Below are 26,203 nucleotides of genomic sequence, written 5' to 3'. Positions count from 1 at the left end.
AGAGGGTTTCTCCGGCACTTACTTCTTTACCTGTACCCGTATCTGTTTGCCGTGAATGCGATTAATATCACGCCAGATGGTTGCATAATCCCTGCATTTCGCCAGATTCTCTTCCCAGCAATGAAGCAAAAATTGTTCAGGCTCCGCGACATCCCGGCTTAACAGTTTGAATACCCAACGATTCCAGACATACCACTTGAGAAGCCACATGATTTCACCCCACAACGCGATCGGTGTTGGACTATATCAGCATCCATTTTATGCCGTGTGACAACTATTGCGATGTCGATGAATAAGTCAGCGTCGTGACCAGGGGTTGTGTACAAAGAGATTTATTCTTTCCGCAACCACTTACCATTTATACCCTGGACGTATTCACCCGGTTTAGCGCGAGCAACCAGCTTTTGCCCGGCCATTTTTGCTACTTCATCTGGCGGAATATTATTGCTCTCTGCCAGTTGCTGATAGCTGGCGTTGCGCGCTTTATTAATCTCACTCACCAGTGCCTGCGTTTCGGCATCGGTTTGCAATGCAACCAGATAGCCATTGAGCGTTTCTCCTACTCGACCCTGAGCTCTGGCTTCATTCAGGGTCAATGCCCACGCATTGCTACTGAGTAAACTCAGGACGACCAGCGCCACTGCAAACTGTTTTCTCATCATGACCTCAGAACAAATCGCTGCGCGATTTCAATAAGCTTTCGACGTCTTTATCAACTTTGATATGGATCTCATGCTCGATTTTGACGTTCATATTAATGGTGATGGGCTCTTTTGGCGCAGCCACTTCGATTCTGGGAGTGCACCCTACCAGCAGAGATGAAGCCAGCAGACCCAGCATGGCAGCTATCGTTTTCATTGTTGTTCCTCACATTCCTTGCCTTCCGGGCAATGGGTTTCCGGCAGCGCTGCATTTTGTTCAAGCCATGCCTGTAAATTGTCGCCAAAACGCAAGCTGCGCCATAGCGTAAAGACGTTTTCCTCGTGGGTATAATTCAAATTAACTGTACCTACTTTGCCATCCACCCGACTATTGCCAGTCACGGTTGACTGCATGGTTAAGACACCGAGGTTATCCAGATTTATTTTCGTCCACGAATGGCTTATTTCCATATAACGCAGCCAGTTAATGGCCGCCCCCGCCGCCATGTTATCTTTGACGACCGCATCAGCGGTATCCTTATCAATACGCAACGTCATCGGCCCTGGATTAGTCAACCAGCCGTCTTTAATGATCCATTTTTCATTATCCAGCCATAATGGCAACGCGCCACTGACCGGGCCAGACATGGCGAACTGTTTGGGGTTAACCGCACTGATAAGCTCGCTGGAAGAGATATTCTGCACTCGCAATAAGGCCGGATCGTGCTGCGGCATCCGCAGTTGCTGCATGATGATTTTGCCCCCCAGCAGGTCAGCGCTGACATCGCTCAACAGTAACGGGTTGTTTTCACTCCAGGGGTATGCCCCCTGCAGATCGGCGGCGATATTTTTCACCGTCACCTGATTCACCACTTCCGCAATACGCAAAGAAATAGGTCCACGCGTACCCAGTTGCCATGCACCTTCACTAAACCGGAAAGGCAATACAAAATCGACACCGTTGATTTGGTTATCGGGCATCCAGGCGCTACCGCCTTTTAACACTCCATGACCGCCCGCTTCAAAGCCCTGCTCCGGGGCTGCCGAAAACGCGACCTGCGCATACAGCTCACCTTCTCGTAGCTTCATTTTCCAGTCAGGTGGGATCAGCGGTTGGAATACGGTGAGCGATTGTTTTGGCCACCAGGCCTGTCCGCGCAGGCGGATACCGTCCCAACGACCATTCAACTGTACGGGCCCAATCGCCCCAGCGTGAAGCTGGCCTTTGAACTGGAAGATTGTCGGATCGCTACCATCGACGCTAAACTTCAGCGTCGATGGTGGTAACACGCTTCCCCCGGTGAAAGTGGTGTTACCTGCGTCCAGCGACAGCGCGCCGCTAAATGTCGGTTTGGTTGCATCCCGCACCCAGACTATCGGTTCGTCCATCACCAGACGTGGGTTTTCCACCTTCATCGTGCCGTATTGCAGATGATCAAATCCGGTGGAAAGATCAAATAGCTTCAGGGTATTGTCATGCCATTCCCCCTTACCCGCTACGTCCCAACGGGCATGCATCGGCGTAAAGCTGCCTTCACCCCAATATCGCCACTGCCAACGACCAGCATCAGGAAGAAAATCATTTGCCAGGCCATCCAGATGCAGTTCAAAGCCCCCCATCTGGTTTTCATGCGCACGTAAAATAGCCTGCAGACGCCCATCCACACCGCGTTGCGTGACTTTTACCCCTGCCAGCGGCCAGCGAATCTCGTCAATATCCAGCGAATCAATCACCCGCCCACGTGAGCGCAGCAGCGCCCCTGGCTCGAAAGCCAATTGCGGATCGTTCAGACTTCCGGTGAGTCTCGCGGGTAATTTCGCGTAGAAGATCAGATCGCCCTGTTTCGCTTCACCGGTCAACTGTAGCGGCATCTCGCTACTATCCATGCCAAGCTTACCCGGCCCCAGCGTTAATACGGCATTTCCTTTACCGGCGTCGCCATGCGTCAGAACATTCAGACGCCCACTCACCACCGCGTTTTCCAGTCCTGCCTGCCAGTTTTCAACTTTCATGCCCAGCCGGCCACTTAACGGGAATCCCTGATAAGGCCAGTTCCAGCGTCCGTCGCTGATGGTCAGTTGCTGGCGTGTTATTTCCCACGGAAGGTCAAGCAGCGGATCGGCATTATCCCGCGCCATGACGATCAGTTGTCCGCTGTTTTGTTGCCACTCCAGTTCGGCGTCCACAAGCGTAGGTTCTTGCGGCAAACTTAACGTCGCAACCGCATGACCGCTTACCGGCAGTCCATCGGGCACCAGTGGCATAGTAAATTCACCGACCAGTCTTACCGGCGGCTGGCCTTCAAATGCCGCAACATCCAGCTCAGTTACTGTGAGGTTTTGCCCGTGCAAACGCCCCTGGAATTTAACTTTGTCCCCCTGGTAACGCAGCTGTTGAGTAGAGGGAGTGAGCGAGAGTGACAGTTTTCCCTGCCATTCCTGCCATGGAGAGAGAATAAGTTTGTCGATGTTAATCCAGGTATTAGGCAGCATTGACTGCCATTCAGCCAGCGTTTTGGGCGCTACTGGCGACGGCTCTGTCTGCGGCAATTTGGCCAGGCAAGCTGAGTCCAGCTCGATGCTCCCGACATTCAGCAACCAGCGGCTGGGGTGAGACAGATCCGCCTGAGTAATGCGCGCTAGCGGACAATCTTCAACCAGATAGCGGAGTTCAGGTATATGTAACCCATGCCGTGTCAGCCGCGGGCTCTCGTCCAGCGCGATGCGTGTTCCAACGGGTAACCAGATACCCACCAACGTAGGCACCCACAGGCCAAGCGTCATCACTAGCGTCAGCGGCACGAGAATCAATAATAAGAGGAGTGCCAGAACGGCTTTATATTTACCCTTCATGGGTAGTTAATATCCTGATTTAGCAAAAATTTAAGCCGGTTTAGGCCCGTATTGTGGCATGTTTAACTGGATATGCCCACATTAAGGATAGATAACCGTTTTATAGGCACGCTGTTACACGTGCCGTCGGGGATATTAAGATTCAGACTCAATGGGGCCTCAGTTGTCCATCGCTATGTTTAGGTCCTATACGACCTGCTTCTATCAGAATTTCTTCAATGAGTTCTTCGAGGCACTCCCTACCATGATGATCGCAGACCAGATGTACCTGCCGGGAAATCTCATCAGGTTTCATACCATCGCATAATGCCGCCTTCAGCATTAAGGTGGCCCATCGTTTTGCTTCAGAGTGAGTTAACATGACTCCTCCCGATATTTGCTACCTGTATAAGCGTAGCTGTCAGGATGTGATTCGGCTGGCTTTTTCACCACGTTGTCTTTACCGGCATGAGCTGAATGAAAATTATCCAGTTGTTGAAAACGCGTAATCTGCCCACACTAACCAGATATACGTTGGAATTATTCATTACGTCCATGACTATCAATAACTTTTTATATTTTGTAAAATAATTTGAATTAGATTAATGTGACGTCAAAATCACTGGAGAAAGTCTTATGAAACTCGCCATCTATAGTACAAAACAGTACGACAAGAAGTATCTGCAGCAGGTTAACGAGGCTTTTGGTTTTGAACTTGAATTCTTTGACTTTCTGTTGACGGAAAAAACAGCCAAAACCGCCCATGGCTGCGAAGCCGTGTGCATTTTCGTCAACGACGATGGTAGCCGCCCTGTTCTGGAAGAGCTGAAAAAGCATGGCGTGAAATATATCGCGCTACGTTGTGCCGGGTTCAACAACGTCGATCTCGACGCTGCAAAAGAGCTGGGTATGCAGGTCGTACGTGTGCCAGCCTATTCACCGGAAGCCGTCGCTGAGCATGCGATTGGCATGATGATGACGCTGAATCGCCGCATTCACCGCGCTTATCAGCGTACCCGTGATGCCAACTTCTCTCTTGAAGGGCTGACCGGCTTTACCATGTATGGCAAAACGGCTGGGGTGATCGGTACAGGTAAAATCGGTATTGCGGCCCTGCGGATCCTGAAAGGTTTTGGTATGCGCCTGCTGGCGTTTGATCCCTACCCAAGCGCTGCTGCGCTGGAGTTAGGCGTTGAATATGTCGATCTTAAAACGCTATTTGCCGAGTCCGATGTCATCTCTCTGCACTGCCCGTTAACACCGGAGAATTATCATCTGCTCAATCACGAAGCCTTTGAGCAAATGAAAAACGGCGTGATGGTTATTAACACCAGTCGTGGTGCATTGATCGACTCGCAAGCCGCTATCGATGCGCTGAAAAACCAGAAAATTGGTTCTCTGGGTATGGACGTGTATGAAAACGAACGCGATCTGTTCTTTGAAGATAAATCCAATGACGTGATTCAGGATGATGTGTTCCGTCGTCTGTCGGCCTGTCATAACGTGCTGTTTACCGGGCACCAGGCATTCCTGACCGCCGAAGCGTTAACCAGCATTTCTGAGACTACGCTACAGAATCTGGCACAAATCTCCAAAGGCGAAACCTGTCCAAACGCCCTCTTCTGATTTCCGTGCTCCCCTGGATTCAGGGGAGCATTTTCAGACAATCACCGATGATAAAACACTCAGTATCATTATTATATTGAATGTATTCCCGTCACAAACCCAGAGAAATAGAATGAAGAAAGTTGTCACGTTGATTGCGCTCAGCATGCTGATGGCTGGCTGTGTGAGCAATGGAAAAGTGTCCGTCAATCGCGAACAGTTGCAGCATCACCGCTTCGTTTTGCAGAGCGTCAATGGCAAGCCGGTAACCGTCGCCAATAACCCACCTGAATTAAGTTTCGGTGAAAATATGACGGTGTCGGGAAAAATGTGTAATCAGTTCCATGGTCAGGGCAAGCTGTCCGACGGTGAATTAAAAGTGAAAGACATAGCAATGACGCGCATGATGTGCGCCGATCCACAGCTTAACGCGCTCGACGGCATCGTCAGCGAGATGTTTAAGCAAGGCGCACAAGTTGATCTGACTGCTGACCAGTTAACACTGGCTACGGCAGAACAAACGTTGACGTTTAAACTGGCAGATTTAATGTAGTAAAAGCAGTGGCTCAATAATTCCCACAGCTTCCGGCGGCAAGCGACTGCTCACTACAGCGTTTGCCGTTAGGTAATGCACACATGCCGATGGCAGAACCATCCAGTTGGCGTGCCACGGAGAGCGAACCTCCAATCATGGCGCAATTTGCCTCTCCAGAACTGGACATTGCGGCCTTCATCCCCGGTGCGACATGAGCGGCTGTTGCCTGCTGAACAGGTTCACTGCTGCACGCCGATAATAATAACGCGGCACACCCTACCCAAAACGCTGCGCGCATCTTACTCCCCTCTGAATATTAACCAAACGACACAGCCATAAATAATAGGCAGCGGAAACACTGCCGTCGAGAGGCAAAATGCGCATTTATGCGTGCTGTTTACATTTTCTGGCAATTTTTTGGCTACTCCTTTGATCAAACCATTCATTCTGATTATTCCCAGGACACAAAAGCGAAAATCTGTCTTTAGCGCTTTTGCTAAAATAGAAAGATAACTACAGGATTCGCCGCAGTTACGCGGGTCCCTCTTTTTGCGCAATGTAAGGGTGTCAGTATGATCACAATTGACGGTAATGGTGCGGTTGCTTCAGTCGCATTTCGTACCAGCGAAGTTATCGCCATCTACCCGATTACGCCCAGTTCGACAATGGCTGAACAGGCAGATGCCTGGGCCGGAAACGGGCTTAAAAACGTCTGGGGAGATACCCCTCGCGTCGTAGAAATGCAGTCAGAAGGCGGCGCAATCGCAACCGTTCACGGTGCATTGCAGACCGGTGCGCTCTCTACGTCGTTTACCTCATCGCAGGGCCTGTTGCTGATGATCCCAACGCTGTACAAACTGGCCGGTCAGTTGACGCCATTTGTGCTGCACGTTGCCGCGCGTACCATTGCTACTCATGCGCTGTCTATCTTCGGTGACCATTCCGACGTAATGGCAGTGCGCCAGACAGGGTGCGCGATGCTGTGTGCCAGCAGCGTGCAGGAAGCACAGGACTTTGCGCTCATTTCACAAATGGCCACTCTGAAAAGTCGGGTTCCGTTTATTCATTTCTTTGATGGTTTCCGCACATCGCATGAAATCAATAAAATTGTGCCGCTGGCCGATGACACGATCCTCAGCCTGATGCCGCAAGCTGAAATTGATGCGCATCGTGCCCGCGCGCTGAACCCTGAACATCCCGTTATTCGCGGGACATCTGCGAACCCGGATACCTACTTCCAGTCGCGTGAAGCGACAAACCCCTGGTATAACGCGGTTTACGAAAACGTCGAACAGGCGATGAACGACTTCGCCGCGGCGACGGGCCGCCAGTATCAACCCTTTGAGTATTACGGTCATCCACAGGCGGAACGTGTCATTATCTTGATGGGTTCTGCAATTGGTACCTGCGAAGAAGTCGTCGAAGAGTTACTTGCTCGTGGAGAGAAAGTTGGCGTCCTGAAAGTTCGGCTATTCCGCCCATTCTCTGCCAAACATTTACTGCGCGCCCTGCCGGAAACCGTACGCAGCATCGCCGTTCTGGATCGCACCAAAGAGCCGGGTGCCCAGGCAGAACCGCTGTATCTGGATGTAATGACCGCGCTGGCGGAAGCCTTTAACTGCGGCGAGCGGGAAACCCTACCACGCGTAATTGGCGGGCGTTATGGCCTTTCTTCCAAAGAGTTTGGCCCGGACTGCGTCATGGCGGTCTTTACTGAGCTGAGTAGCGCGAAGCCGAAACCTCGCTTTACGGTTGGTATCTATGATGATGTCACCAACCTGTCACTACCGCTACCGGAAAGCACCCTGCCCGGTACCGCGAAGCTCGAAGCGCTGTTCTACGGTCTGGGCAGTGACGGCAGCGTGTCGGCCACCAAAAATAATATCAAGATTATCGGTAACTCGACGCCGTGGTATGCGCAGGGTTATTTCGTGTATGACTCGAAAAAAGCAGGCGGTCTGACGGTTTCTCACCTGCGCGTCAGCGAGCAGCCTATTCGATCAGCGTATCTGGTTTCACAAGCCGATTTTGTTGGCTGTCACCAACTGCAATTTATCGATAAGTATCAGATGGCCGAGCGCCTGAAACCAGGCGGGATCTTCCTGCTTAATACTCCTTACAACGTGGATGAAGTCTGGGCGCGTTTGCCGCAGGAAGTTCAGGCAGTACTGAATCAGAAGAAGGCCCGTTTCTACGTGATTAATGCGGCCAAAATCGCTCGCGAATGCGGTCTGGCAGCGCGTATTAACACCGTTATGCAAATGGCATTCTTCCATTTGACGCAAATCTTACCCGGCGACAGCGCGTTGGTTGAATTGCAGGGTGCGATTGCGAAAAGCTATAGCAGTAAAGGTCAGGATCTGGTTGAACGTAACTGGCAGGCGCTGGCTCTGGCGCGTGAATCCGTCGCCGAAGTGGCACTCCAGCCAGTTGACCCGCACAGCGCTAACCGCCCACCGGTGGTTTCTGATGCCGCGCCGGATTTCGTGAAAACCGTTACCGCGGCAATGCTCGCCGGTCTGGGTGATGCTCTTCCCGTATCCGCGCTGCCGCCAGACGGCACCTGGCCAATGGGCACCACGCGTTGGGAAAAACGCAATATCGCCGAAGAGATCCCCATCTGGAAGGAAGAGCTGTGTACCCAGTGTAACCACTGCGTTGCCGCTTGCCCGCACTCGGCAATCCGCGCCAAAGTGGTTTCACCAGAAGCGATGGAAAACGCCCCTGCCAGCCTGCATTCTCTGGATGTGAAATCACGCGATATGCGCGGTCAGAAATATGTCCTGCAGGTTGCGCCTGAGGATTGCACCGGTTGTAATCTGTGCGTCGAAGTGTGCCCGGCGAAAGACAGGCAGAATCCGGAGATCAAGGCCATCAATATGATGTCGCGCCTTGAGCATGTTGAAGAAGAAAAAGTTAACTACGACTTCTTCCTCAATCTGCCGGAAATAGATCGCACTAAACTGGAACGCATTGATATTCGTACCTCACAGTTGATAACGCCACTGTTTGAATATTCCGGCGCCTGCTCGGGCTGTGGTGAAACGCCGTATATCAAGTTGCTTACGCAACTGTACGGCGACCGCATGCTGATCGCCAATGCGACCGGCTGTTCATCGATTTATGGCGGTAACCTGCCCTCAACGCCGTATACCACCGACGCTAACGGTCGTGGGCCCGCGTGGGCAAACTCACTGTTTGAGGATAACGCCGAGTTCGGTCTGGGCTTCCGTCTGACGGTAGATCAGCACCGTGTGCGCGTTATGCGTTTATTGGAACAGTTTGCCGATAACATTCCGGCTGAACTGAATGACGCCCTGCACGCTGAAGCGACGCCAGAAGTACGCCGTGAACAAGTTGCCGCGCTGCGCCAGCACCTGAAAGATGTCGAAGGCGCACAGCAGCTGTTAACCGATGCCGACGCGTTGGTCGAGAAATCCATCTGGCTGATTGGCGGCGACGGCTGGGCTTACGATATTGGTTTTGGCGGTCTGGATCACGTCCTGAGCCTGACCGAGAACGTCAATATTCTGGTGCTGGATACTCAATGTTACTCCAACACGGGTGGACAAGCGTCGAAAGCCACGCCTCTCGGGGCTGTCACCAAATTTGGCGAACACGGCAAGCGCAAGGCGCGTAAAGATCTTGGCGTCAGTATGATGATGTACGGGCACGTGTATGTTGCACAGATCTCTCTAGGCGCACAGTTGAACCAGACGGTGAAAGCGATTCAGGAAGCAGAAGCCTATCCGGGTCCGTCGCTGATTATCGCCTATAGCCCATGTGAGGAGCACGGTTACGATCTCGCGCTAAGCCACGATCAGATGCGCCAGCTGACGGCGACCGGATTCTGGCCGCTGTACCGCTTTGATCCGCGTCGTGCAGATGAAGGTAAATTGCCGCTGGCGCTGGACTCTCGCCCACCGTCAGACGCGCTGGCCGAAACATTGCTTAACGAGCAGCGCTTCCGCCGCCTGAATGCCCAACAGCCAGAAGTTGCTGAGCAGCTGTGGAAAGACGCCGCCGCCGATCTGCAAAAACGCTACGACTTCCTGGCCCAACTGGCAGGTAAAGCAGAAAAGAGCGGTGCCGAGTAATACATTTATCTCAGTATTTGCCTGGAACCAAAAAAAAAGCCCGAACAGTCGTTCGGGCTTGTCAATTTATTCGCTGGCTAATTAATAATTACCATCAATATACCAACGAAAAATAAAACGTGACAATAAAGGCATATAACACGCGCAGAATAGCCCAACAAAATTCAATTGTATAATTTTTATTTTATATATATTTCAACCAATTCATTCATGATGTCTATTACCATTTCCGTAGAATTATTTGTTTAAGGTTTTACTTAAGGCGTAACAATTCACATTTATCTCTTTACGGAACTTCTCCTTTAGCATGCCTTTACTCCCTACATGGGTAGTCACAGGTTAATAAAAAAACTAAAGGATTATTTCAATGAACAGAAAAGTACTGGCTCTCATAATTCCTGCCCTGCTGGCTGCAGGCGCTGCTCACGCTGCTGAAGTTTATAATAAAGACGGCAACAAATTAGATCTCTACGGTAAAGTAGACGGCCTGCATTATTTCTCTGACGACGCTAACAGCGATGGCGATCAGACTTATATGCGTATGGGCTTCAAAGGCGAAACTCAGGTTAACGATATGATCACCGGTTATGGCCAGTGGGAATATCAGGTTCAGGCCAACGGCACCGAAGGCGATAAAGGCGACTCCTGGACTCGTCTGGCATTCGCAGGTATTAAAGTCGGCGACTACGGTTCATTCGATTACGGCCGTAACTACGGCGTCATGTACGACGTTGAAGGCTGGACCGATATGCTGCCAGAATTCGGTGGCGACTCTTACACCAAAGCAGACAACTTCATGACCGGTCGTGCAAACGGTGTTGCAACCTACCGTAACACCGACTTCTTTGGTCTGGTTGACGGTCTGAACGTTGCGCTGCAGTACCAAGGCGCGAACGAAAATCAGTCACCAGAACAAGAAGGCACCAATAACGGTGGCGACGATCGTAACATGAAGAACTCTAACGGTGACGGCTTCGGTATCTCCTCTACCTACGATCTGGGTATGGGCGTAAGCTTCGGTGCCGCATACACTTCTTCTGACCGTACTAACGAGCAGGTAAACCATTCAACTGCAGGTGGTGATAAAGCTGACGCATGGACTGCTGGTCTGAAATACGACGCGAACAATATCTACCTGGCAACCATGTACTCTGAAACCCGCAATATGACTCCGTATGGTGGTTCTGACGGTAGTGATAATACTATCGCCAACAAAACTCAGAACTTTGAAGTGACTGCGCAATACCAGTTCGACTTCGGTCTGCGTCCGGAAGTTTCTTTCCTGATGTCTAAAGGTAAGGATCTGACTATGCCAGGTACTGCTGCAAGCCCAGCAGGAACAAGCGGTGACAAAGATCTGGTCAAATATGCTTCTGTAGGCGCTACTTACTACTTCAACAAAAACTTCTCCACCTATGTTGATTACAAAATCAACCTGCTGGACGAAGACGACAGCTTCTACACTCGCAATGACATCTCTACTGATGACACTGTAGCACTGGGTATGGTTTACCAGTTCTAATCCGTCAGCCCGCTGGCAACAGCGGGCTCTCTTTATGTTCTAACAATTCTGTTTTATCCAGATCAAAACATTATATCTGTTGCGTTAAAACATCTCTCTGATAGATGATATCTTGCATTAAGACCTGTAGTAGAGGATACCTGCAATGAATCATCATCCTGTAAAATCATCCCGTATTGCATCCGTCGGCTATGACGAATCCTCTCACACGCTGGAAATTCGCTTTCACCAATTGGCTACCCTGCAATATCAGCCTGTCCCTGCCCGTATTTTTCGTGATTTCCTGAGCGTGGTCTCGAAAGGTCGATTTTACGACGGCGTAATAAAAGGCAAGTTTCCTGAAATCAAAATAAAGTGATGCCAAAATGTGATCTTTGTCATTGTACATAAAGTGCCATTACGCGGTAAGCTTTAGGTGGATACTTAAACAGGAGGTTTTATGAACAGAACGATTCTTGTACCCATCGATATTTCAGACTCAGAATTAACTCAACGCGTTATTGCCCATGTTGAAGCAGAGGCCAAAATTGACGATGCGCAGGTCCATTTTCTGACCGTAATTCCGTCACTGCCCTACTACGCTTCTCTGGGACTGGCCTACTCGGCAGAGTTACCGGCCATGGACGATCTGAAAGCCGAAGCAAAATCTCAACTGGAAGAGATTATCAAGAAGTTCAATATCCCAAGGGACAGGGTGCACATTCATGTCGCAGAAGGTGCGCCGAAAGATAAGATTCTGGAGATCGCCAAAAAATTACCGGCTGATATGGTCATTATTGCCTCACACCGACCTGACATCACCACCTACCTGCTGGGCTCTAACGCCGCAGCAGTAGTGCGTCATGCGGAGTGTTCGGTACTGGTAGTCCGCTAAGCTTTCAGGCCCGCACATCGCTGCGGGCTTTTTGTTTCTACCACTTATACCCCACGATTCCTGTCCTAAATGTGCTGACATTTTTCCCGCTTATCCGTACCATACACGCCACAGTTTTTATATCAGACTTCTTTTGCCGGACTATCCGGCGTGATGCATACTCTTCTGATGCCACACTATGAATTGAGCCTCTATTAAATGTCGCAAAATCAAGATATTAGCAAGAAAGAACAATACAACCTGAACAAATTGCAAAAACGTCTGCGTCGTAACGTGGGCGAAGCCATTGCCGACTTCAATATGATCGAAGACGGCGATCGCATTATGGTGTGTCTTTCCGGCGGGAAAGACAGCTATACCATGCTGGAGATCCTGCGTAATTTGCAGCAAAGCGCCCCGATCAGTTTTTCCTTGGTTGCGGTTAACCTCGATCAAAAACAACCTGGCTTCCCAGAGCACATTCTGCCGGAGTATCTGGAACAGCTGGGCGTTGAGTACAAGATTGTCGAAGAAAACACTTACGGGATCGTCAAAGACAAAATCCCTGAAGGCAAAACGACCTGCTCGCTCTGCTCTCGCCTGCGTCGCGGCATTCTGTACCGTACGGCAACCGAGTTAGGTGCCACCAAGATTGCGCTCGGCCACCATCGCGACGACATCCTGCAAACGCTGTTTTTAAACATGTTCTACGGCGGAAAAATGAAAGGTATGCCGCCGAAGCTGATGAGTGATGACGGTAAGCACATCGTGATCCGTCCGCTGGCTTACTGTCGTGAGAAAGATATCGAGCGCTTCTCCGAAGCGAAAGGTTTCCCGATTATTCCGTGCAATCTGTGCGGCTCACAGCCTAACCTGCAGCGTCAGGTCATTGCTGACATGCTGCGTGACTGGGACAAACGCTATCCAGGTCGGATTGAAACCATGTTCAGTGCGATGCAGAACGTTGTGCCTTCACATCTGAGCGATATCAATCTGTTCGATTTTAAAGGCATTAAGCACGGTTCAGAGGTTGTGGACGGCGGTGATTTAGCGTTCGATCGTGAAGAGATCCCGCTACAGCCTGCGGGCTGGCAGCCAGAAGAAGATGATGCTCAACTGGATGAGTTACGCCTGAACGTGGTGGAAGTGAAGTAAGTCGATTATGTAAACGCCCTATCAGGCCTACAACGAGCATATACCCGTTGTAGGCCTGATAAGCGGAGCGCCATCAGGCACTCCAATGGGTATTTATTTCAATAAACGAACTCGGCAAGTCTTGCCTTTAATCTTACCGTTTTGCAATTGTTTCCACGCCTTGTGCGCTATGTTCTGGCGAACGGCGACATAGACGTGTGCCGGATGAACGGCAATTTTGCCGATATCGGCGCCATCCAGGCCAATATCACCGGTCAGAGCCCCCAGAACATCACCAGGACGCATTTTAGCCTTTTTGCCACCATCAATGCATAACGTCGCCATCTCTGCTTCCAGCGGCAGGATTGACACGTTAGCTGGCGCCGGCAGCCAGTTCAGCTTCAATTGCAGCATTTCAGAAAGAATATTGGCACGCTGTGCTTCTTCCGGCGCACAGAAACTAATCGCCAGACCGCTGTTACCGGCTCGCGCGGTACGTCCGATACGATGGACATGAACCTCCGGATCCCACGCCAGTTCGAAGTTAACCACCAGTTCGAGTGATTTAATATCCAGGCCACGTGCGGCCACATCGGTAGCAACCAGAACGCGTGCGCTGCCGTTGGCAAAACGCACCAGCGTCTGGTCGCGATCGCGCTGTTCAAGATCGCCATGCAGTGAAAGTGCGCTTTGCCCCGCCGCATTCAATGCGTCACACACGGCCTGACAGTCTTTTTTGGTGTTGCAAAAAACGACGCATGAAGCAGGCTGGTGCTGGCTGAGCAATTTTTGCAGCAGCGGAATTTTTCCGTGGCTGGAGGTTTCGAAAAACTGCTGTTCAATCGCCGGTAACGCATCGACCGTATCAATTTCAATGGTTAATGGATTTTGTTGCACCCGGCCACTGATGGCGGCAATGGCTTCCGGCCAGGTCGCAGAAAACAGCAAGGTCTGGCGAGAAGCTGGTGCAAAGCGAATGACATCATCAATCGCATCGCTAAAGCCCATATCCAGCATGCGGTCGGCTTCATCCATAACCAGCGTATTCAGGGCTTCCAGAGAAACGGTGCCTTTTTGCAGGTGGTCGAGTAAACGCCCCGGCGTGGCGACAATAATATGAGGTGCATGCTGCAGAGAGTCACGCTGTGCACCAAAGGGCTGCCCACCGCATAGCGTTAAGATCTTGGTGTTTGGCAGAAAGCGCGCTAAACGACGCAGTTCACCCGCCACCTGGTCGGCAAGCTCTCGGGTTGGGCACAGCACCAGAGACTGCGTCTGAAACAGCGCGGCATCAATATGCTGTAATAGCCCAAGACCAAAAGCAGCCGTTTTGCCACTGCCGGTTTTAGCCTGCACGCGAACATCTTTCCCCGCCAGGATTGCCGGTAATGCGGCAGCCTGAACAGGCGTCATTTCAAGATAACCCAGCTCGTTAAGGTTCTCGAGTTGAGCAGCAGGTAAAACATTCAGGGTTGAAAAAGCGGTCACAATTTAATCTCGCGGTAAAAACTCACATTCAGCAGGCGCGTATCCTCGCAGATCTACGCCCACGATGCGACAATTTAATAGGTTCTTCATCCGGCGGCGGATCCGGCATTGGCTGTGGACGAGGAATGGGATCGGGAATGGGAACCGGGTCAGTCGGGAGCGAATCCGTGTGCGCAGTTGCAATCAGACAGGTCATATACTCCTCCAGTCATTCAGGTTGACTCTTTTAGGGTAGACGCTGATTTCCTGCAGGCAAAAAAAAGCCGACTAATCTAAGTCGGCGTCGTACGAATCAATTGTGCTATGCAGTAATTCAAAAAAGGAAGTAAGACAATATGGAGCGCAACGCCCATCGCTTGACGTTGCATTCACCTGCGAGAGAGATATTGCCCCGAATAGGTAGATGGTTTATTGACCTCGCTCAAAATTCAGGACGTTTTCATGCGCAAAAGTCACTAAAAAACGTTGTTGTTACAACCATTTACTACGATGCAACCATAAAGTAACACCACCAATCAGGACCACTAACAGAATACAAAAAAGTGAGAAACCGAACTGCCAACCACCGCCGGGGATACCGCCGAGGTTAACGCCGAAAAGCCCGGTTAAGAATGTGCTGGGAAGAAAAACCATTGCCATCAATGACATTGTATACGTTCGGCGAGCCAGAGACTCCTGCATCACCTGCGCAATTTCATCCGCCATGATACCGGTTCTGGCAATACAGGCATCGATTTCATCCAGCCCTCTCCCCAGCCTGTCAGCGATATCCTGCATCCGTCGCCGATGGTCGTCAGTCATCCAGGACAACCTTTCGCTCGCCAGGCGGGCATAGACATCACGCTGTGGCGCCATATAACGGCGCATCACAATTAACTGCTTACGCAGTAATGCCAGGAAGCCACGCGGCGGGATCTGCTGATCGAGCAGGTTATCTTCCAGATCGATAATTTTGTCGTGCAACTGTTCGATAAATTCGCTGGCATGATCGGTCAGCGCATCACAAACATCCACCAGCCAACCGCCACAATCAGCCGGCCCTGTACCTTCCTGGAGGTCGCTGACCACATCATCCAGTGCCAGCACTTTGCGCTGACGCGTTGAGACAATCAGACGTTCATCCATATATAAACGCATCGCTACCAGTTGGTCAGGCCGCTCGTCGGTGCTGCCGTTGATACAGCGCAGCGTAATTAACGTACCTTCTCCTACCCTGCTGACACGCGGGCGCGTGCTTTCACCCGCCAGCGCATCACGCACGTTATTGGGAAGTAAGGGCGTTGTCGCCAGCCATTGCGCACTTTCAGGATGAGTATAATTAAGATGCAGCCAGCAGGGATGCTGAGTATCGATAACATCGTTATCTTCCAGTGGTTTCACCCCACCACGCCCATCCAACAGCCAGGCAAACACGGCATCCGGCACATTAACATCCGTTCCCTTAATGGCTTCCACAGCGCCTCCACAAACATTCAGCTTTTTTCGTTAGTCTAGCCGTCAGAATATGTTAAGCAATATCTCATTGTCCCATTGTGCTGAAATGACTCATAAAAGTATCTGATAACAAAAAAAGCGCCGACAAATGTGGCGCTTGTTGCGAGGCACCCTGTTAAGCCCGCTGGCGTCTCTCAGATTCAAAAGCGTGACTTAAACGAAACTTGTGCGTTCGCGACTGGAGGTCAGTCACTTGATTTTTCAGAATATCCGAAGAGTCAGACAGTTCATCCACCATAATGGCGTTACTCTGTGTAACGTTTTCCAGTTCCGCGAGCGCATGAGTAATACTGATGATCCCTTTCTCCTGCTCCTGCGTAGTGGTTAATATCTCGCCCATCAGTTGGTTTAATTGCCCGGCACCACCAACAATATCCTGCATATTTTTTTCAGCTTCACGCACAATAGCCGCACCTTGCTGAACGTTTTCATGAGTTTGGGCAATCAGATGTTTAATATTCTTAGCGGCATCTGCGCTACGGTGCGCGAGCATTCGTACCTCTCCGGCCACCACGGAAAAACCTTTTCCATGTTCTCCCGCTCTCGCCGCTTCTACGGCGGCATTCAATGCCAGAATATTTGTCTGGAATGCAATACCATCTATCAGGGTAATAATTTCTGTCATCTGCTGGGCGCACTCGGTGATCGACTGCATATTGGTTGCGACCTGCACCATTAAATCACCGCCCTGCCGGGCAGATAGTGTTGCAATATTGGCCTTAGCACTCGCCATTTGCGTATTCTCTGCATTGTTACGCGTGCTGACCGCTATTTCATCCATGTTGGCAGCCGTTTGCATTAATGCTCCGGATTGCTGCTCTGTTTTTACTGATAACTCAGCGCTGCGTTCCGCGAGCTGTTCAGAGAGCGCCATCGCCGTTTGTGAAGATGTTCTGATCTCATTAACGAGTGTTGAAATATTACTTGATAAACTATTAATGCCCGGTATTAATCTTCCCGCACAGTTATTGCCAAACTCTGGAATACTAATCGCCAGATTCCCGGAGGTTACCTCCTCAATGCTTCTTTTAACCGTATTAATTGGCACGACTAAATATTTCGTCATATACCACCACAAACATAATATAGAAGTAAAACTGACCAAATTAGTTCCAATGATAATTACCGGGGGAGCGGAAAATATTATTTCAAAAACATTGAGAGCGACCGCCGTAATGAGCAGAAATAAAATAATAAAGGTTCTGACGCTAATATCATTTAACATTTTAGTCCTGTGCGCTAAGAAATAACGTGGATATTATTTTTTATAGCATCTGCAATGCAAATTTCCATAACGCGGAGACGAAAGACGAACTTTCAATGAGAGTCTGCAATCCTTTCACTTAAGACAGGTAATCACACTATTAATTTACATTAACCAGGTGTTTTATCCTACAAAGGATGAGACTGGCGCTTGTCGTTAGATTATTGTGATGACAAGCACGTCGTGTGCATAAAATGCACAGAATTATAAATCTTATGAATATTTGTATAAGTAAAGGTCTATCATTTTCGATGTTTGCCCCTTCCCTCTAATAGTCATTGTAAAAACACAAGAACATCCCAGGTTTTATCAGGTTAACTGGACAAAACCTGCTAAATTTATCATCACGTCTTTTTTTTGATAGGTAGTAAGATGTTGCACGTGTCGTGGGACCCTGTATTGATTGGGATTTCCTTTATTGTCGCGTTTATTGCCTCCTTTATTGCCCTCGACAGCGCGGGCAAAGTGGCAATTTCCAGCAGACGTGAATCTACCTTCTGGCGACTCTCTGGCGGCGCTACGCTGGGTATGGGGATCTGGTCGATGCATTTTATCGGTATGCTGGCCATGAAAATGAGTATGCCAATAAATTACCATTTATCCCTCACCGCGTTTTCGTTCTTTATTGCGCTCATTTCTGCGACAGTCGCCATCAATATCGCCATTTCTGGTAATACGCTATCAACAAAACGCCTGCTCATTGCTACCAGCATATTAAGTGCCGGTGTTGTTACAATGCACTACGTTGGTATGTATGCCGTTATCGAACATGTGGCTATAACCTGGGATCGCTCGCTGATCCTACTCTCCGTGATTATTGCCGTCGCTGCGTCTGGCGTGGGTTTGTGGCTGGCCTTTCACTTACGCCAAAATAGCCGTCGAGCGCTAATAAATCGGCTTATTGCTGCCTTTATTATGGCGCTGGCAATAGCCTCTATGCATTACACCGGTATGGGAGCAGCTACGTTCACCCATTTTGGACACACTGCGCACGATGGTCTCAGCACGCTGGAACTTTCTATCTGGGTCTGCGCCGTCACGCTTGTTATTTTGGGGATCATGCTGGTGATTTCGATGGTGGATTCGCAACTCCGTACCTCCCGACTGGCTGACAATCTGCATCAGTTGAACTGCCAGCTTGAGCATCAGGTTCACTTCGACGCGCTGACCGGTCTCGCTAATCGTACGCAAATAGACACCTGCTTACTGGCCTGCCTGCGGCATTCTAAACTGCATCAGCAGCATTTCGCGTTGGTATTTATCGACCTCGATCGTTTTAAAGTCGTTAACGATACCTGGGGACATCACATTGGCGATCAGCTACTGATAGCCAGTACACAGCGAATCTTCACTTGCCTTGATGACTCAATGACGCTGGCAAGACTGGGGGGCGATGAATTTATCCTACTGGTTCCAGACTGCAACCAGCAGGATATCTCCGCCCTGCTGACGCGGATTGCCGATGTGATCGGTGAACCCTTTACCTTGTTCGGACATACCATTCGGGTTTCGTTAAGTGCGGGGAGCAGTATTTACCCTGAGCATGGCTCAACGCTGCATGAGCTAAAAGTGAAGGCCGATATGGCGATGTATCATGTCAAACAGGCGGGCAGAAACGGCTGGGCTATTTATCATCCTGAAATGGAAGCTATCGCGGATACACCGCCGACATTTTTACAAGAATTGTCGCAAGCGCTTGAACGCAACCAGTTTGAGCTATGGTATCAGCCTAAATATACCGCTGGAGATCATTCCCTGACCGGTTTTGAAGCATTATTACGCTGGCATCATCCGGAACGCGGCATGCTGCTGCCAGCCGAATTTCTTTCTGCGTTGGAAGATACGGGCCTGATTATTCCCGTTGGGAAATGGGTTATCCAGCAGGCATGCCTGCAGTTGCATAAATGGAAATTACAGGGAAATACAGAATGGACGCTCGCCGTTAACCTCTCACCCGCCCAGTTTGAACAGCATGATATTATTGATGTTGTTTGTAATGCCCTGGCGCAGTATCAACTGTCACCTGCCTGCCTCACGCTGGAACTCACTGAAAGCACCGCCCTTAAAAATTTGAAACGCAGTGTGGAAGTCCTGAATGCTTTTTCTGCTTTGGGGATCACCGTATCTATTGATGATTTCGGTACAGGTTATTCAAATATATTGATGCTGAAGTCTCTTCCGGCGCGCGAATTAAAAATTGACAGGATATTTGTCAAAGATATCAGCGAGAACAGCAAAAACACAAAAATTGTGTCTACCATTATTGACATAGCTCACTCCATGAATATGCGTGTGGTGGCAGAAGGAATAGAAACCCAGGAACAGGAAATACTCCTTACTCAGATGGGGTGTAGCATGCTGCAAGGTTTCTTGTTTGCAAAACCGCTGCCAGCACATAAGATTCATGAACTGATACAACAAGAAAACAGCATCAAGCAAAAGCCAGTTGTACCCCCCTTGTCTCACCGACAATCAATAACATTGTGAGACGTAATATCTAAAAATATTCGCCATTTAACAGGCAACACAGCAGATAAAAATAACGGGATTATCGATGAGCACAACCGAGCTGCATTCACTGGATTTATTAACCTTTCCGGTGTGGATTGTTTTGCCACATACCGAAGAGCTGGTGTTCGCTAATAACGTTGCACGGGAGCTAATGCAGGGTCTCTGTTTTTCCCCGCTCCGCAAGGGAACATTTTCAACGCATGCTCAAAATGACTTAACCATGTATCTCAGCGACTTGCGAAATCATCACCATGTAGTGGAAATTCTCACGGTTTACCGCGACGGTGAAGAGATTGCGATGGCAAGTCGCCTTTCCATTAAACCCCTGCCTGGCATGGGTGAAGTCATCCTTTTCGAAGGCATTGAGACGCCTGCTGCACAGGGTCTGAAAGCGAGCCGTTCAGCAACCTATCAGCGGAAAAAACAGGGATTTTATGCGCGCTTCTTCCAGACTAATTCCGCGCCAATGTTACTTATTGATCCGTCCCGCGATGGGTTGATCGTGGATGCAAACCTCAGTGCGCTCAATTTTTATGGATACACTCATGATGTGATGTGTCAGAAACATACATGGGAAATCAATATGCTGGGCCGCCATATACTTCCGGTGATGCATGAAATCGCCCATCTGCCCGGCGGCCATAAACCTTTGCATTTTGTCCATAAACTGGCTGATGGGACTTCCCGTCATGTGCAAACCTACGCCGGACCGATCGAAATTTACGGTAATAAACTGATGTTGTGCATTATTCATGACATTACCGAACAAAAGCGGCTGGAACAGGAGCTGGAGCGTGCGGCCCTGCGAGATGTTTTAACGGGATTACTTAACCGCCGACATTTTTATCAGGTAACCGAGCCGGAACAGACGCATGCGATATCATTGACGCAGGACTACAGCCTGTTGTTGATCGATACGGATCGCTTTAAAAGCATTAACGATCTGTTTGGCCATTTAAAAGGCGACGAAGTGCTTTGTGCTCTGGCACGCACCCTGGAATCCTGTGCGCGAAAAGACGATCTTATTTTTCGCTGGGGTGGTGAAGAATTTGTGCTGCTCCTGCCGCGAACGTCGCTGGATGTCGCTCTCAACCTCGCAGAAGTGATCCGTGCGACAGTGGCAAAGGTGACTCTCCCTGGCCTTCCCCGCTTTACCGTCAGCATTGGTGTAGCACGGCACGAAACAAATGAAAGTATCGATGAGTTATTCAAACGTGTTGACGACGCGTTGTACAAAGCCAAGAACGAAGGCAGGAACAGAGTGCTGGCCGCCTGATGTTTACGTCGTTCAGCGACTACGTTTAGCGTGACGCTCCCAGTTATCCTGTTTTGCCTGCGCGGTTTTACGCAATGCCACATAGCATGCCCCGCTGCCGCCGTGATGCGGCAGTGCGGCGCAGTATGCTTGCACGTCGTCAAATTCCGTCAACCAGCGCGCTACGTAGCTGCGAATGATATTGGCATGAGAATTATCGTCACGTCCCTTGCCGTGTATCACCAGCACGTTACGCAACCCTTCTTGCTGCGCCTGCAGAATAAAGCTAAAGAGCATCTGACGACATGTTTCAACAGGTTGGCGAATAAGATTAAGACTCGCCTGCTGCGGGTATTTTCCGTTTCGCAGCTTGTCAGTCACACCGTTCTGTAAACCTTCGCGACGAAACTCGAGCGGCACACTTAACGGGACAATATCGAGAAATCCTGTCGAGAGAAAATTATCCAGTTGAAGCGTATCGATACGCGCCGGAGTGCGAAGATTGCGCATGGGCTGCCAGTGTACATCGGTATGGCTTTTCAGCGGTTGAACATCCCCCATAGCGTCAAGAAACAACGATGCATCATCAAGGTTCATGTTTCATCCTCCAGCGTATTGCGACGGGCATTATCATAACCGCGCACTATTATACCGACAACTATACCGGTAACGGTTTACGGTTATTTCCAATAATTAACAGGATCCGTCGCGCTGAACCGATCTACTCACGACAAGTTGATATCCATTTTTAGAGGTATAGCTGCGACGGTCACTGGCGTGATAATGTGTAGCCTCGCCTGAATGCTGTAATGAGAGAAACGGATGCTTAACTTACTGGAAGACACCATCGACACGCCGCTGGGCCCGCTGTGGGTTATTTGTGATGAGCAATTTCGCCTGCGCGCAGTGGAATGGGATCAGCACAGCGATCGCATGGAACAATTGCTGGATATTCATTACCGCACAGAAGGTTATCAGCGCATTACCGCCAAAAACCCAGGTGGATTAAGCGACAAACTCGCTGAGTATTTTGCCGGAAACCTCAGCATCATTGACACGCTGGAAACGGCAACCGCTGGGACGCCTTTCCAGCGTGAAGTCTGGCAAGCGTTACGCACTATCCCCTGCGGGCAGGTCATGCATTATGGTCAACTGGCCGAACAGTTGGGACGCCCCGGTGCTGCAAGAGCCGTCGGCGCAGCTAATGGCTCCAATCCAATAAGCATTGTGGTCCCCTGTCATCGCGTCATTGGACGTAACGGCACCATGACCGGATATGCCGGTGGCGTACAACGAAAAGAGTGGTTATTGCGTCACGAAGGTTATTTGCTACTCTAGATTCCAGGCAATTAATGCCTTATCCATCACACTTCCGCATAATGCGATCCCAAATTAATTGTGGTTAATCAAGCAGATACAAATATTCACTCCAGTTATGCTTGAATTATTCTCTCTTGGGAGTAGCTCAGGCTTACGTGCTCACCAAAAAGATGTTAAAATTGACAAATATCAATTACGGCTTGAGCAGACCTATGATCCCGGAAAAGCGAATTATACGGCGCATTCAGTCTGGCGGTTGTGCTATCCATTGCCAGGATTGCAGCATCAGCCAGCTTTGCATCCCGTTCACACTTAACGAGCATGAGCTTGACCAGCTCGATAACATCATCGAGCGCAAAAAGCCTATCCAAAAGGGGCAGACGCTCTTTAAAGCAGGTGATGAACTTAAATCACTCTATGCTATCCGCTCCGGAACGATTAAAAGCTATACCATTACCGAACAAGGCGATGAGCAGATTACTGGCTTCCATCTGGCGGGCGATCTGGTCGGTTTTGACGCGATTGGCAGCGGACATCACCCGAGCTTTGCTCAGGCGCTGGAAACCTCGATGGTATGCGAAATTCCTTTCGAAACCCTTGATGACCTGTCCGGCAAAATGCCAAATCTGCGTCAGCAGATGATGCGTCTGATGAGTGGCGAAATCAAAGGCGACCAGGATATGATCCTGTTGTTGTCGAAGAAAAACGCTGAAGAGCGCCTGGCGGCCTTTATCTACAATTTGTCTCGTCGCTTTGCCCAGCGTGGATTCTCGCCTCGTGAATTCCGCCTGACCATGACCCGTGGCGACATCGGTAACTACCTCGGTCTGACGGTTGAAACCATCAGCCGCCTGCTGGGTCGTTTCCAGAAAAGCGGTATGCTGGCGGTGAAAGGCAAATACATCACTATTGAGAATAGCGATGCGCTGGCAGTTCTTGCTGGCCATACGCGTAACGTTGCGTAATCTTTCCGCAAGCCTCTCTGTTATCCTTCTGTCAAATCGCTAAATTATCCCGATTTATTGATCTGGCAGGAGGTTATTCCCTGTTTCAAACCACATTATTGGGTTACTCTTTTAGTTACAAACTGCGATGACAGTTGTAAGGAGACCCTGTATGGCTATGTATAAAAATATGCTGGTCGTCATCGACCCGAACCAGGACGATCAACCAGCATTACGGCGAGCTGTTTATTTGCATCAACGGATTGGTGGCAAAATTAAAGCCTTTTTGCCGATCTATGACTTTTCCTATGAGATGACTACCCTGCTGTCGCCCGATGAGCGTACGGCAATGCGTCAGGGAGTTATCAGCCAGCGAAGTGCATGGATACGTGAACAAGCGAAATACTATATCGAAGCAGGGATCCCTCTGGAGATTAAAGTGGTCTGGCATAACCGACCCTTTGAAGCCATCATCCAGGAAGTCATCAGCGCCAAGCATGACCTGGTCCTCAAGATGGCGCACCAACACGACCGCCTCGAAGCCGTAATATTTACGCCAACCGACTGGCATTTATTGCGTAAATGTCCAAGTCCGGTATGGATGGTGAAAGACCAGCCATGGCCTGAAGGGGGTAAAGCACTGGTTGCAGTAAACCTCGCCAGTGAAGAGGCTTATCACAACGCGCTCAATGAAAAACTGGTCAAAGAGACGCTACAGCTTGCAGAACAGGTTAACCATACCGAAGTGCATCTGGTAGGCGCCTACCCTGTTACGCCAATCAACATCGCGATTGAACTGCCTGAATTTGATCCCAGCGTTTACAACGACGCAATCCGTGGACAGCATCTGCTGGCCATGAAGGCGCTACGCCAGAAATTCAGTATTGATGAGAAAGTGACGCACGTTGAAAAAGGCTTACCTGAAGAGGTCATTCCTGATTTAGCCGAGCACCTACAGGCAGGTATTGTGGTATTGGGGACCGTCGGACGTACCGGTATTTCTGCCGCGTTCCTTGGTAATACCGCGGAACAGGTTATCGATCATCTACGCTGTGACCTGCTGGTCATCAAGCCAGATGAATATCAGACGCCAGTTGAACTGGACGACGAAGAAGACGATTAACCACATAATAAAATGCCGGATGGCGATATCATCCGGCATTTTAAACGCCTAGTGTTGCTCCTCGCCGCCGAGGAAATAGATACCAAGCGGGATAGCCAACAGAATCGTAAACACCATGCTGTAGACACAAATCATTGCAGATTGAATGGCATACATTGAAGCGGTCCAGTCGGATAGCGGAATATCATACTGTTCAATAACGCCGCCGATCGTCGCGCGCGTCACGACCGACGCTGCGATAATAAACACTCCAAGCAGGCACAACAAAAATTTCCGTCCCTTCGCTGTTTTCAGCTTAGCCATGATCATAGTACTGTCCTTTTGCAGATGAAAACCTTGTTACTTTGCGCTAACAATACCATGACATCAACTGACTGTCTGCTACATAAACCGCATACAGGGTTGACGTCAGCACTATTTCGCTGAAAATAATGCTGATTGCATTATTTATCTCTCCTTTTGATTAATGATCTGACCACCCTAACTGAGTAAAATATCCGGGGATTAAGATGTCAGATGATATTTAGATAACATGGAGTTGCCAGGAAGAATCATGATCGCTGAACTGTTTATGAATAATGCGTTTAATTTGACGGTAATTCTCAGTTGCTGTGCCGCGCTGGTCCTGATGAGCGTCTGGTATCATCGTGAAGAGCGTCGCTGCAAAGGATTCATATTTCATGCCGCACAATTTTTTGTCTATGCCATTATCATTGGGACGTTTGGCAGCATTGCTAATAACGTTATCGAAAGTTACAGCCTGAAATTTATCTCCCCCAGCGTGGTCGACTTTATCTGCACCTCATTGATTGCGTTAATCCTGACCATCAAACTTTTTCTGGTGATTAATCAGTTTGAAAAGACGCAGATTAATAAAGGCAGAGATATCACCAGCGCGAGGATCCTGTCGCGTATCATCAAGATTACCATCGTGGTTGCCATCATTTTACTGTATGGCGAACACTTCGGTATGAGCTTATCCGGCCTGTTAACCTTTGGCGGCATTGGCGGTATCGCTGTGGGTATGGCGGGGAAAGATATTCTGAGCAACTTCTTCTCAGGCATTATGCTCTATTTCGACAGACCGTTTAGCATCGGCGACTGGATCCGCTCCCCGGACCGCAATATTGAAGGCACTGTGGCCGAAATTGGCTGGCGAATGACTAAAATAAACACCTTCGACCATCGTCCGTTGTATGTGCCAAACTCGATTTTCTCCTCCATCAGCGTAGAAAATCCAGGGCGCATGACCAACCGGCGTATTAAAACGGTGATCGGGTTACGATATGAGGATGCCGATAAAGTCGGTGCTGTTGTCGAGTCGGTCAGAGAAATGCTGCAAAACCACCCAGGAATAGACCAGAAACAAACTCTGTTGGTCTATTTTAATGAATTTGCCGATTCATCGTTGAATATCATGGTGTATTGCTTCACGAAAACCACCGTCTGGAAGGAATGGCTCGCGGTACAGCAAGACGTTTATTTAAAGATTATCACGATAGTCCAGGCAAATGGCGCCGACTTTGCGTTCCCCAGCCAGACGCTGTATATGGATAATCCTGAAGCATCGCCGTCGACACACTAA

At 49.6% G+C, this 26,203-nt stretch carries 24 protein-coding genes; 13 read left to right on the top strand and 11 right to left on the bottom strand.

The window, feature by feature from the left end; genetic code table 11:
- Nucleotides 1–18: 18 nt before the first annotated feature.
- From SK39_RS22455 to SK39_RS22440, 4 genes are all read right to left on the bottom strand, one after another.
- Nucleotides 19–210 (bottom strand): hypothetical protein, encoded by a 192-nt coding sequence (locus SK39_RS22455; protein WP_003020344.1) that lies wholly within the window; start codon nucleotides 208–210, stop codon nucleotides 19–21.
- Between the two features lie 122 nt (nucleotides 211–332).
- Complete coding sequence (locus SK39_RS22450) at nucleotides 333–659, bottom strand: YdbL family probable chaperone protein (RefSeq protein WP_003840834.1); 327 nt, start codon at nucleotides 657–659, stop codon at nucleotides 333–335.
- Between the two features lie 7 nt (nucleotides 660–666).
- Nucleotides 667–858 carry a YnbE family lipoprotein gene (locus SK39_RS22445; RefSeq protein ID WP_003020350.1) on the bottom strand — a complete coding sequence of 64 codons (192 nt, stop codon included), beginning with the start codon at nucleotides 856–858 and terminating at the stop codon, nucleotides 667–669.
- Entirely contained in the window at nucleotides 855–3,494 is a 2,640-nt protein-coding gene (locus tag SK39_RS22440; protein WP_003020352.1) for a YdbH family protein, read from the bottom strand. The genes SK39_RS22445 and SK39_RS22440 overlap by 4 nt, the downstream gene beginning before the upstream one ends.
- Before the next feature lie 615 nt (nucleotides 3,495–4,109).
- Here SK39_RS22440 and SK39_RS22435 point away from each other — a divergent pair.
- A complete protein-coding gene (locus SK39_RS22435; RefSeq protein WP_003020354.1) occupies nucleotides 4,110–5,099 on the top strand; it encodes a 2-hydroxyacid dehydrogenase in 990 nt (329 codons plus the stop codon).
- A gap of 112 nt (nucleotides 5,100–5,211) precedes the next feature.
- The gene (gene hslJ / locus SK39_RS22430) at nucleotides 5,212–5,631 is read left to right on the top strand and encodes a heat shock protein HslJ (RefSeq protein WP_044710852.1); all 420 of its coding nucleotides are present in this window, start codon (nucleotides 5,212–5,214) and stop codon (nucleotides 5,629–5,631) included.
- A gap of 13 nt (nucleotides 5,632–5,644) precedes the next feature.
- Here hslJ and SK39_RS22425 read toward each other — a convergent pair whose 3' ends face one another.
- Nucleotides 5,645–5,911 carry a putative hemolysin gene (locus tag SK39_RS22425; protein ID WP_003020360.1) on the bottom strand — a complete coding sequence of 89 codons (267 nt, stop codon included), beginning with the start codon at nucleotides 5,909–5,911 and terminating at the stop codon, nucleotides 5,645–5,647.
- A 274-nt stretch (nucleotides 5,912–6,185) separates the two neighbouring features.
- Between SK39_RS22425 and nifJ the strand changes: the two genes are divergently transcribed.
- From nifJ to ttcA, 5 genes are all read left to right on the top strand, one after another.
- Nucleotides 6,186–9,710, top strand: a complete 3,525-nt coding sequence (nifJ, locus tag SK39_RS22420) for a pyruvate:ferredoxin (flavodoxin) oxidoreductase (protein WP_044710855.1) — start codon at nucleotides 6,186–6,188, stop codon at nucleotides 9,708–9,710.
- Between the two features lie 367 nt (nucleotides 9,711–10,077).
- Nucleotides 10,078–11,232 (top strand): porin OmpC, encoded by a 1,155-nt coding sequence (gene ompC, locus SK39_RS22415; protein ID WP_032935630.1) that lies wholly within the window; start codon nucleotides 10,078–10,080, stop codon nucleotides 11,230–11,232.
- A 145-nt stretch (nucleotides 11,233–11,377) separates the two neighbouring features.
- Entirely contained in the window at nucleotides 11,378–11,590 is a 213-nt protein-coding gene (locus SK39_RS22410) for a KTSC domain-containing protein (RefSeq protein WP_003020366.1), read from the top strand.
- Nucleotides 11,591–11,671: 81 nt separating this feature from the next.
- A complete protein-coding gene (gene uspF / locus SK39_RS22405; protein WP_048217515.1) occupies nucleotides 11,672–12,106 on the top strand; it encodes a universal stress protein UspF in 435 nt (144 codons plus the stop codon).
- Nucleotides 12,107–12,304: 198 nt separating this feature from the next.
- Nucleotides 12,305–13,240, top strand: coding sequence for a tRNA 2-thiocytidine(32) synthetase TtcA (ttcA, locus tag SK39_RS22400; protein WP_003833209.1), 936 nt, complete (start codon nucleotides 12,305–12,307; stop codon nucleotides 13,238–13,240).
- 93 nt (nucleotides 13,241–13,333) lie between these two features.
- Here the strand turns inward: ttcA and dbpA are convergent, their stop codons facing one another.
- From dbpA to SK39_RS22385, 4 genes are all read right to left on the bottom strand, one after another.
- Entirely contained in the window at nucleotides 13,334–14,707 is a 1,374-nt protein-coding gene (dbpA, locus tag SK39_RS22395) for an ATP-dependent RNA helicase DbpA (protein ID WP_003843930.1), read from the bottom strand.
- A gap of 28 nt (nucleotides 14,708–14,735) precedes the next feature.
- On the bottom strand, nucleotides 14,736–14,903 hold the full coding sequence (gene ynaL, locus SK39_RS27920; protein ID WP_085951593.1) for a proline-rich small protein YnaL: 168 nt from the start codon (nucleotides 14,901–14,903) through the stop codon (nucleotides 14,736–14,738).
- 275 nt (nucleotides 14,904–15,178) lie between these two features.
- Nucleotides 15,179–16,162: a zinc transporter ZntB gene (gene zntB, locus SK39_RS22390; protein WP_003020379.1), complete on the bottom strand. Its 984-nt coding sequence runs from the start codon at nucleotides 16,160–16,162 to the stop codon at nucleotides 15,179–15,181.
- Nucleotides 16,163–16,316: 154 nt separating this feature from the next.
- Nucleotides 16,317–17,426: a methyl-accepting chemotaxis protein gene (locus SK39_RS22385; protein ID WP_016150306.1), complete on the bottom strand. Its 1,110-nt coding sequence runs from the start codon at nucleotides 17,424–17,426 to the stop codon at nucleotides 16,317–16,319.
- Nucleotides 17,427–17,837: 411 nt separating this feature from the next.
- On the opposite strand from SK39_RS22385, the gene SK39_RS22380 reads away from it, so the two are divergent.
- Both SK39_RS22380 and SK39_RS22375 read left to right on the top strand, forming a co-directional pair.
- Nucleotides 17,838–19,952, top strand: coding sequence for a putative bifunctional diguanylate cyclase/phosphodiesterase (locus SK39_RS22380; RefSeq protein WP_048217514.1), 2,115 nt, complete (start codon nucleotides 17,838–17,840; stop codon nucleotides 19,950–19,952).
- 67 nt (nucleotides 19,953–20,019) lie between these two features.
- Nucleotides 20,020–21,252 carry a GGDEF domain-containing protein gene (locus SK39_RS22375; protein WP_003843938.1) on the top strand — a complete coding sequence of 411 codons (1,233 nt, stop codon included), beginning with the start codon at nucleotides 20,020–20,022 and terminating at the stop codon, nucleotides 21,250–21,252.
- Between the two features lie 12 nt (nucleotides 21,253–21,264).
- On the opposite strand, the gene smrA is transcribed toward SK39_RS22375, so the two are convergent.
- Entirely contained in the window at nucleotides 21,265–21,828 is a 564-nt protein-coding gene (smrA, locus tag SK39_RS22370) for a DNA endonuclease SmrA (protein ID WP_003843940.1), read from the bottom strand.
- Nucleotides 21,829–22,053: 225 nt separating this feature from the next.
- On the opposite strand from smrA, the gene ogt reads away from it, so the two are divergent.
- The 3 genes from ogt to uspE all read left to right on the top strand — a co-directional run bounded on the left by ogt (nucleotide 22,054) and on the right by uspE (nucleotide 24,618).
- Nucleotides 22,054–22,569, top strand: coding sequence for a methylated-DNA--[protein]-cysteine S-methyltransferase (ogt, locus tag SK39_RS22365; RefSeq protein WP_003840811.1), 516 nt, complete (start codon nucleotides 22,054–22,056; stop codon nucleotides 22,567–22,569).
- Between the two features lie 194 nt (nucleotides 22,570–22,763).
- On the top strand, nucleotides 22,764–23,516 hold the full coding sequence (gene fnr, locus SK39_RS22360) for a fumarate/nitrate reduction transcriptional regulator Fnr (protein WP_003020397.1): 753 nt from the start codon (nucleotides 22,764–22,766) through the stop codon (nucleotides 23,514–23,516).
- A 151-nt stretch (nucleotides 23,517–23,667) separates the two neighbouring features.
- Entirely contained in the window at nucleotides 23,668–24,618 is a 951-nt protein-coding gene (uspE, locus tag SK39_RS22355; RefSeq protein WP_003020400.1) for a universal stress protein UspE, read from the top strand.
- A gap of 48 nt (nucleotides 24,619–24,666) precedes the next feature.
- Here the strand turns inward: uspE and SK39_RS22350 are convergent, their stop codons facing one another.
- Nucleotides 24,667–24,927: a DUF2534 family protein gene (locus tag SK39_RS22350; protein ID WP_003020403.1), complete on the bottom strand. Its 261-nt coding sequence runs from the start codon at nucleotides 24,925–24,927 to the stop codon at nucleotides 24,667–24,669.
- A gap of 244 nt (nucleotides 24,928–25,171) precedes the next feature.
- On the opposite strand from SK39_RS22350, the gene SK39_RS22345 reads away from it, so the two are divergent.
- Nucleotides 25,172–26,203: a mechanosensitive ion channel family protein gene (locus tag SK39_RS22345; protein ID WP_003020406.1), complete on the top strand. Its 1,032-nt coding sequence runs from the start codon at nucleotides 25,172–25,174 to the stop codon at nucleotides 26,201–26,203.

The sequence above is a fragment of the Citrobacter sp. BIDMC107 genome, assembly GCF_001037575.1.
Lineage (GTDB): Bacteria > Pseudomonadota > Gammaproteobacteria > Enterobacterales > Enterobacteriaceae > Citrobacter > Citrobacter freundii.
This window is presented reverse-complemented; position numbering and strand designations above follow the sequence as displayed.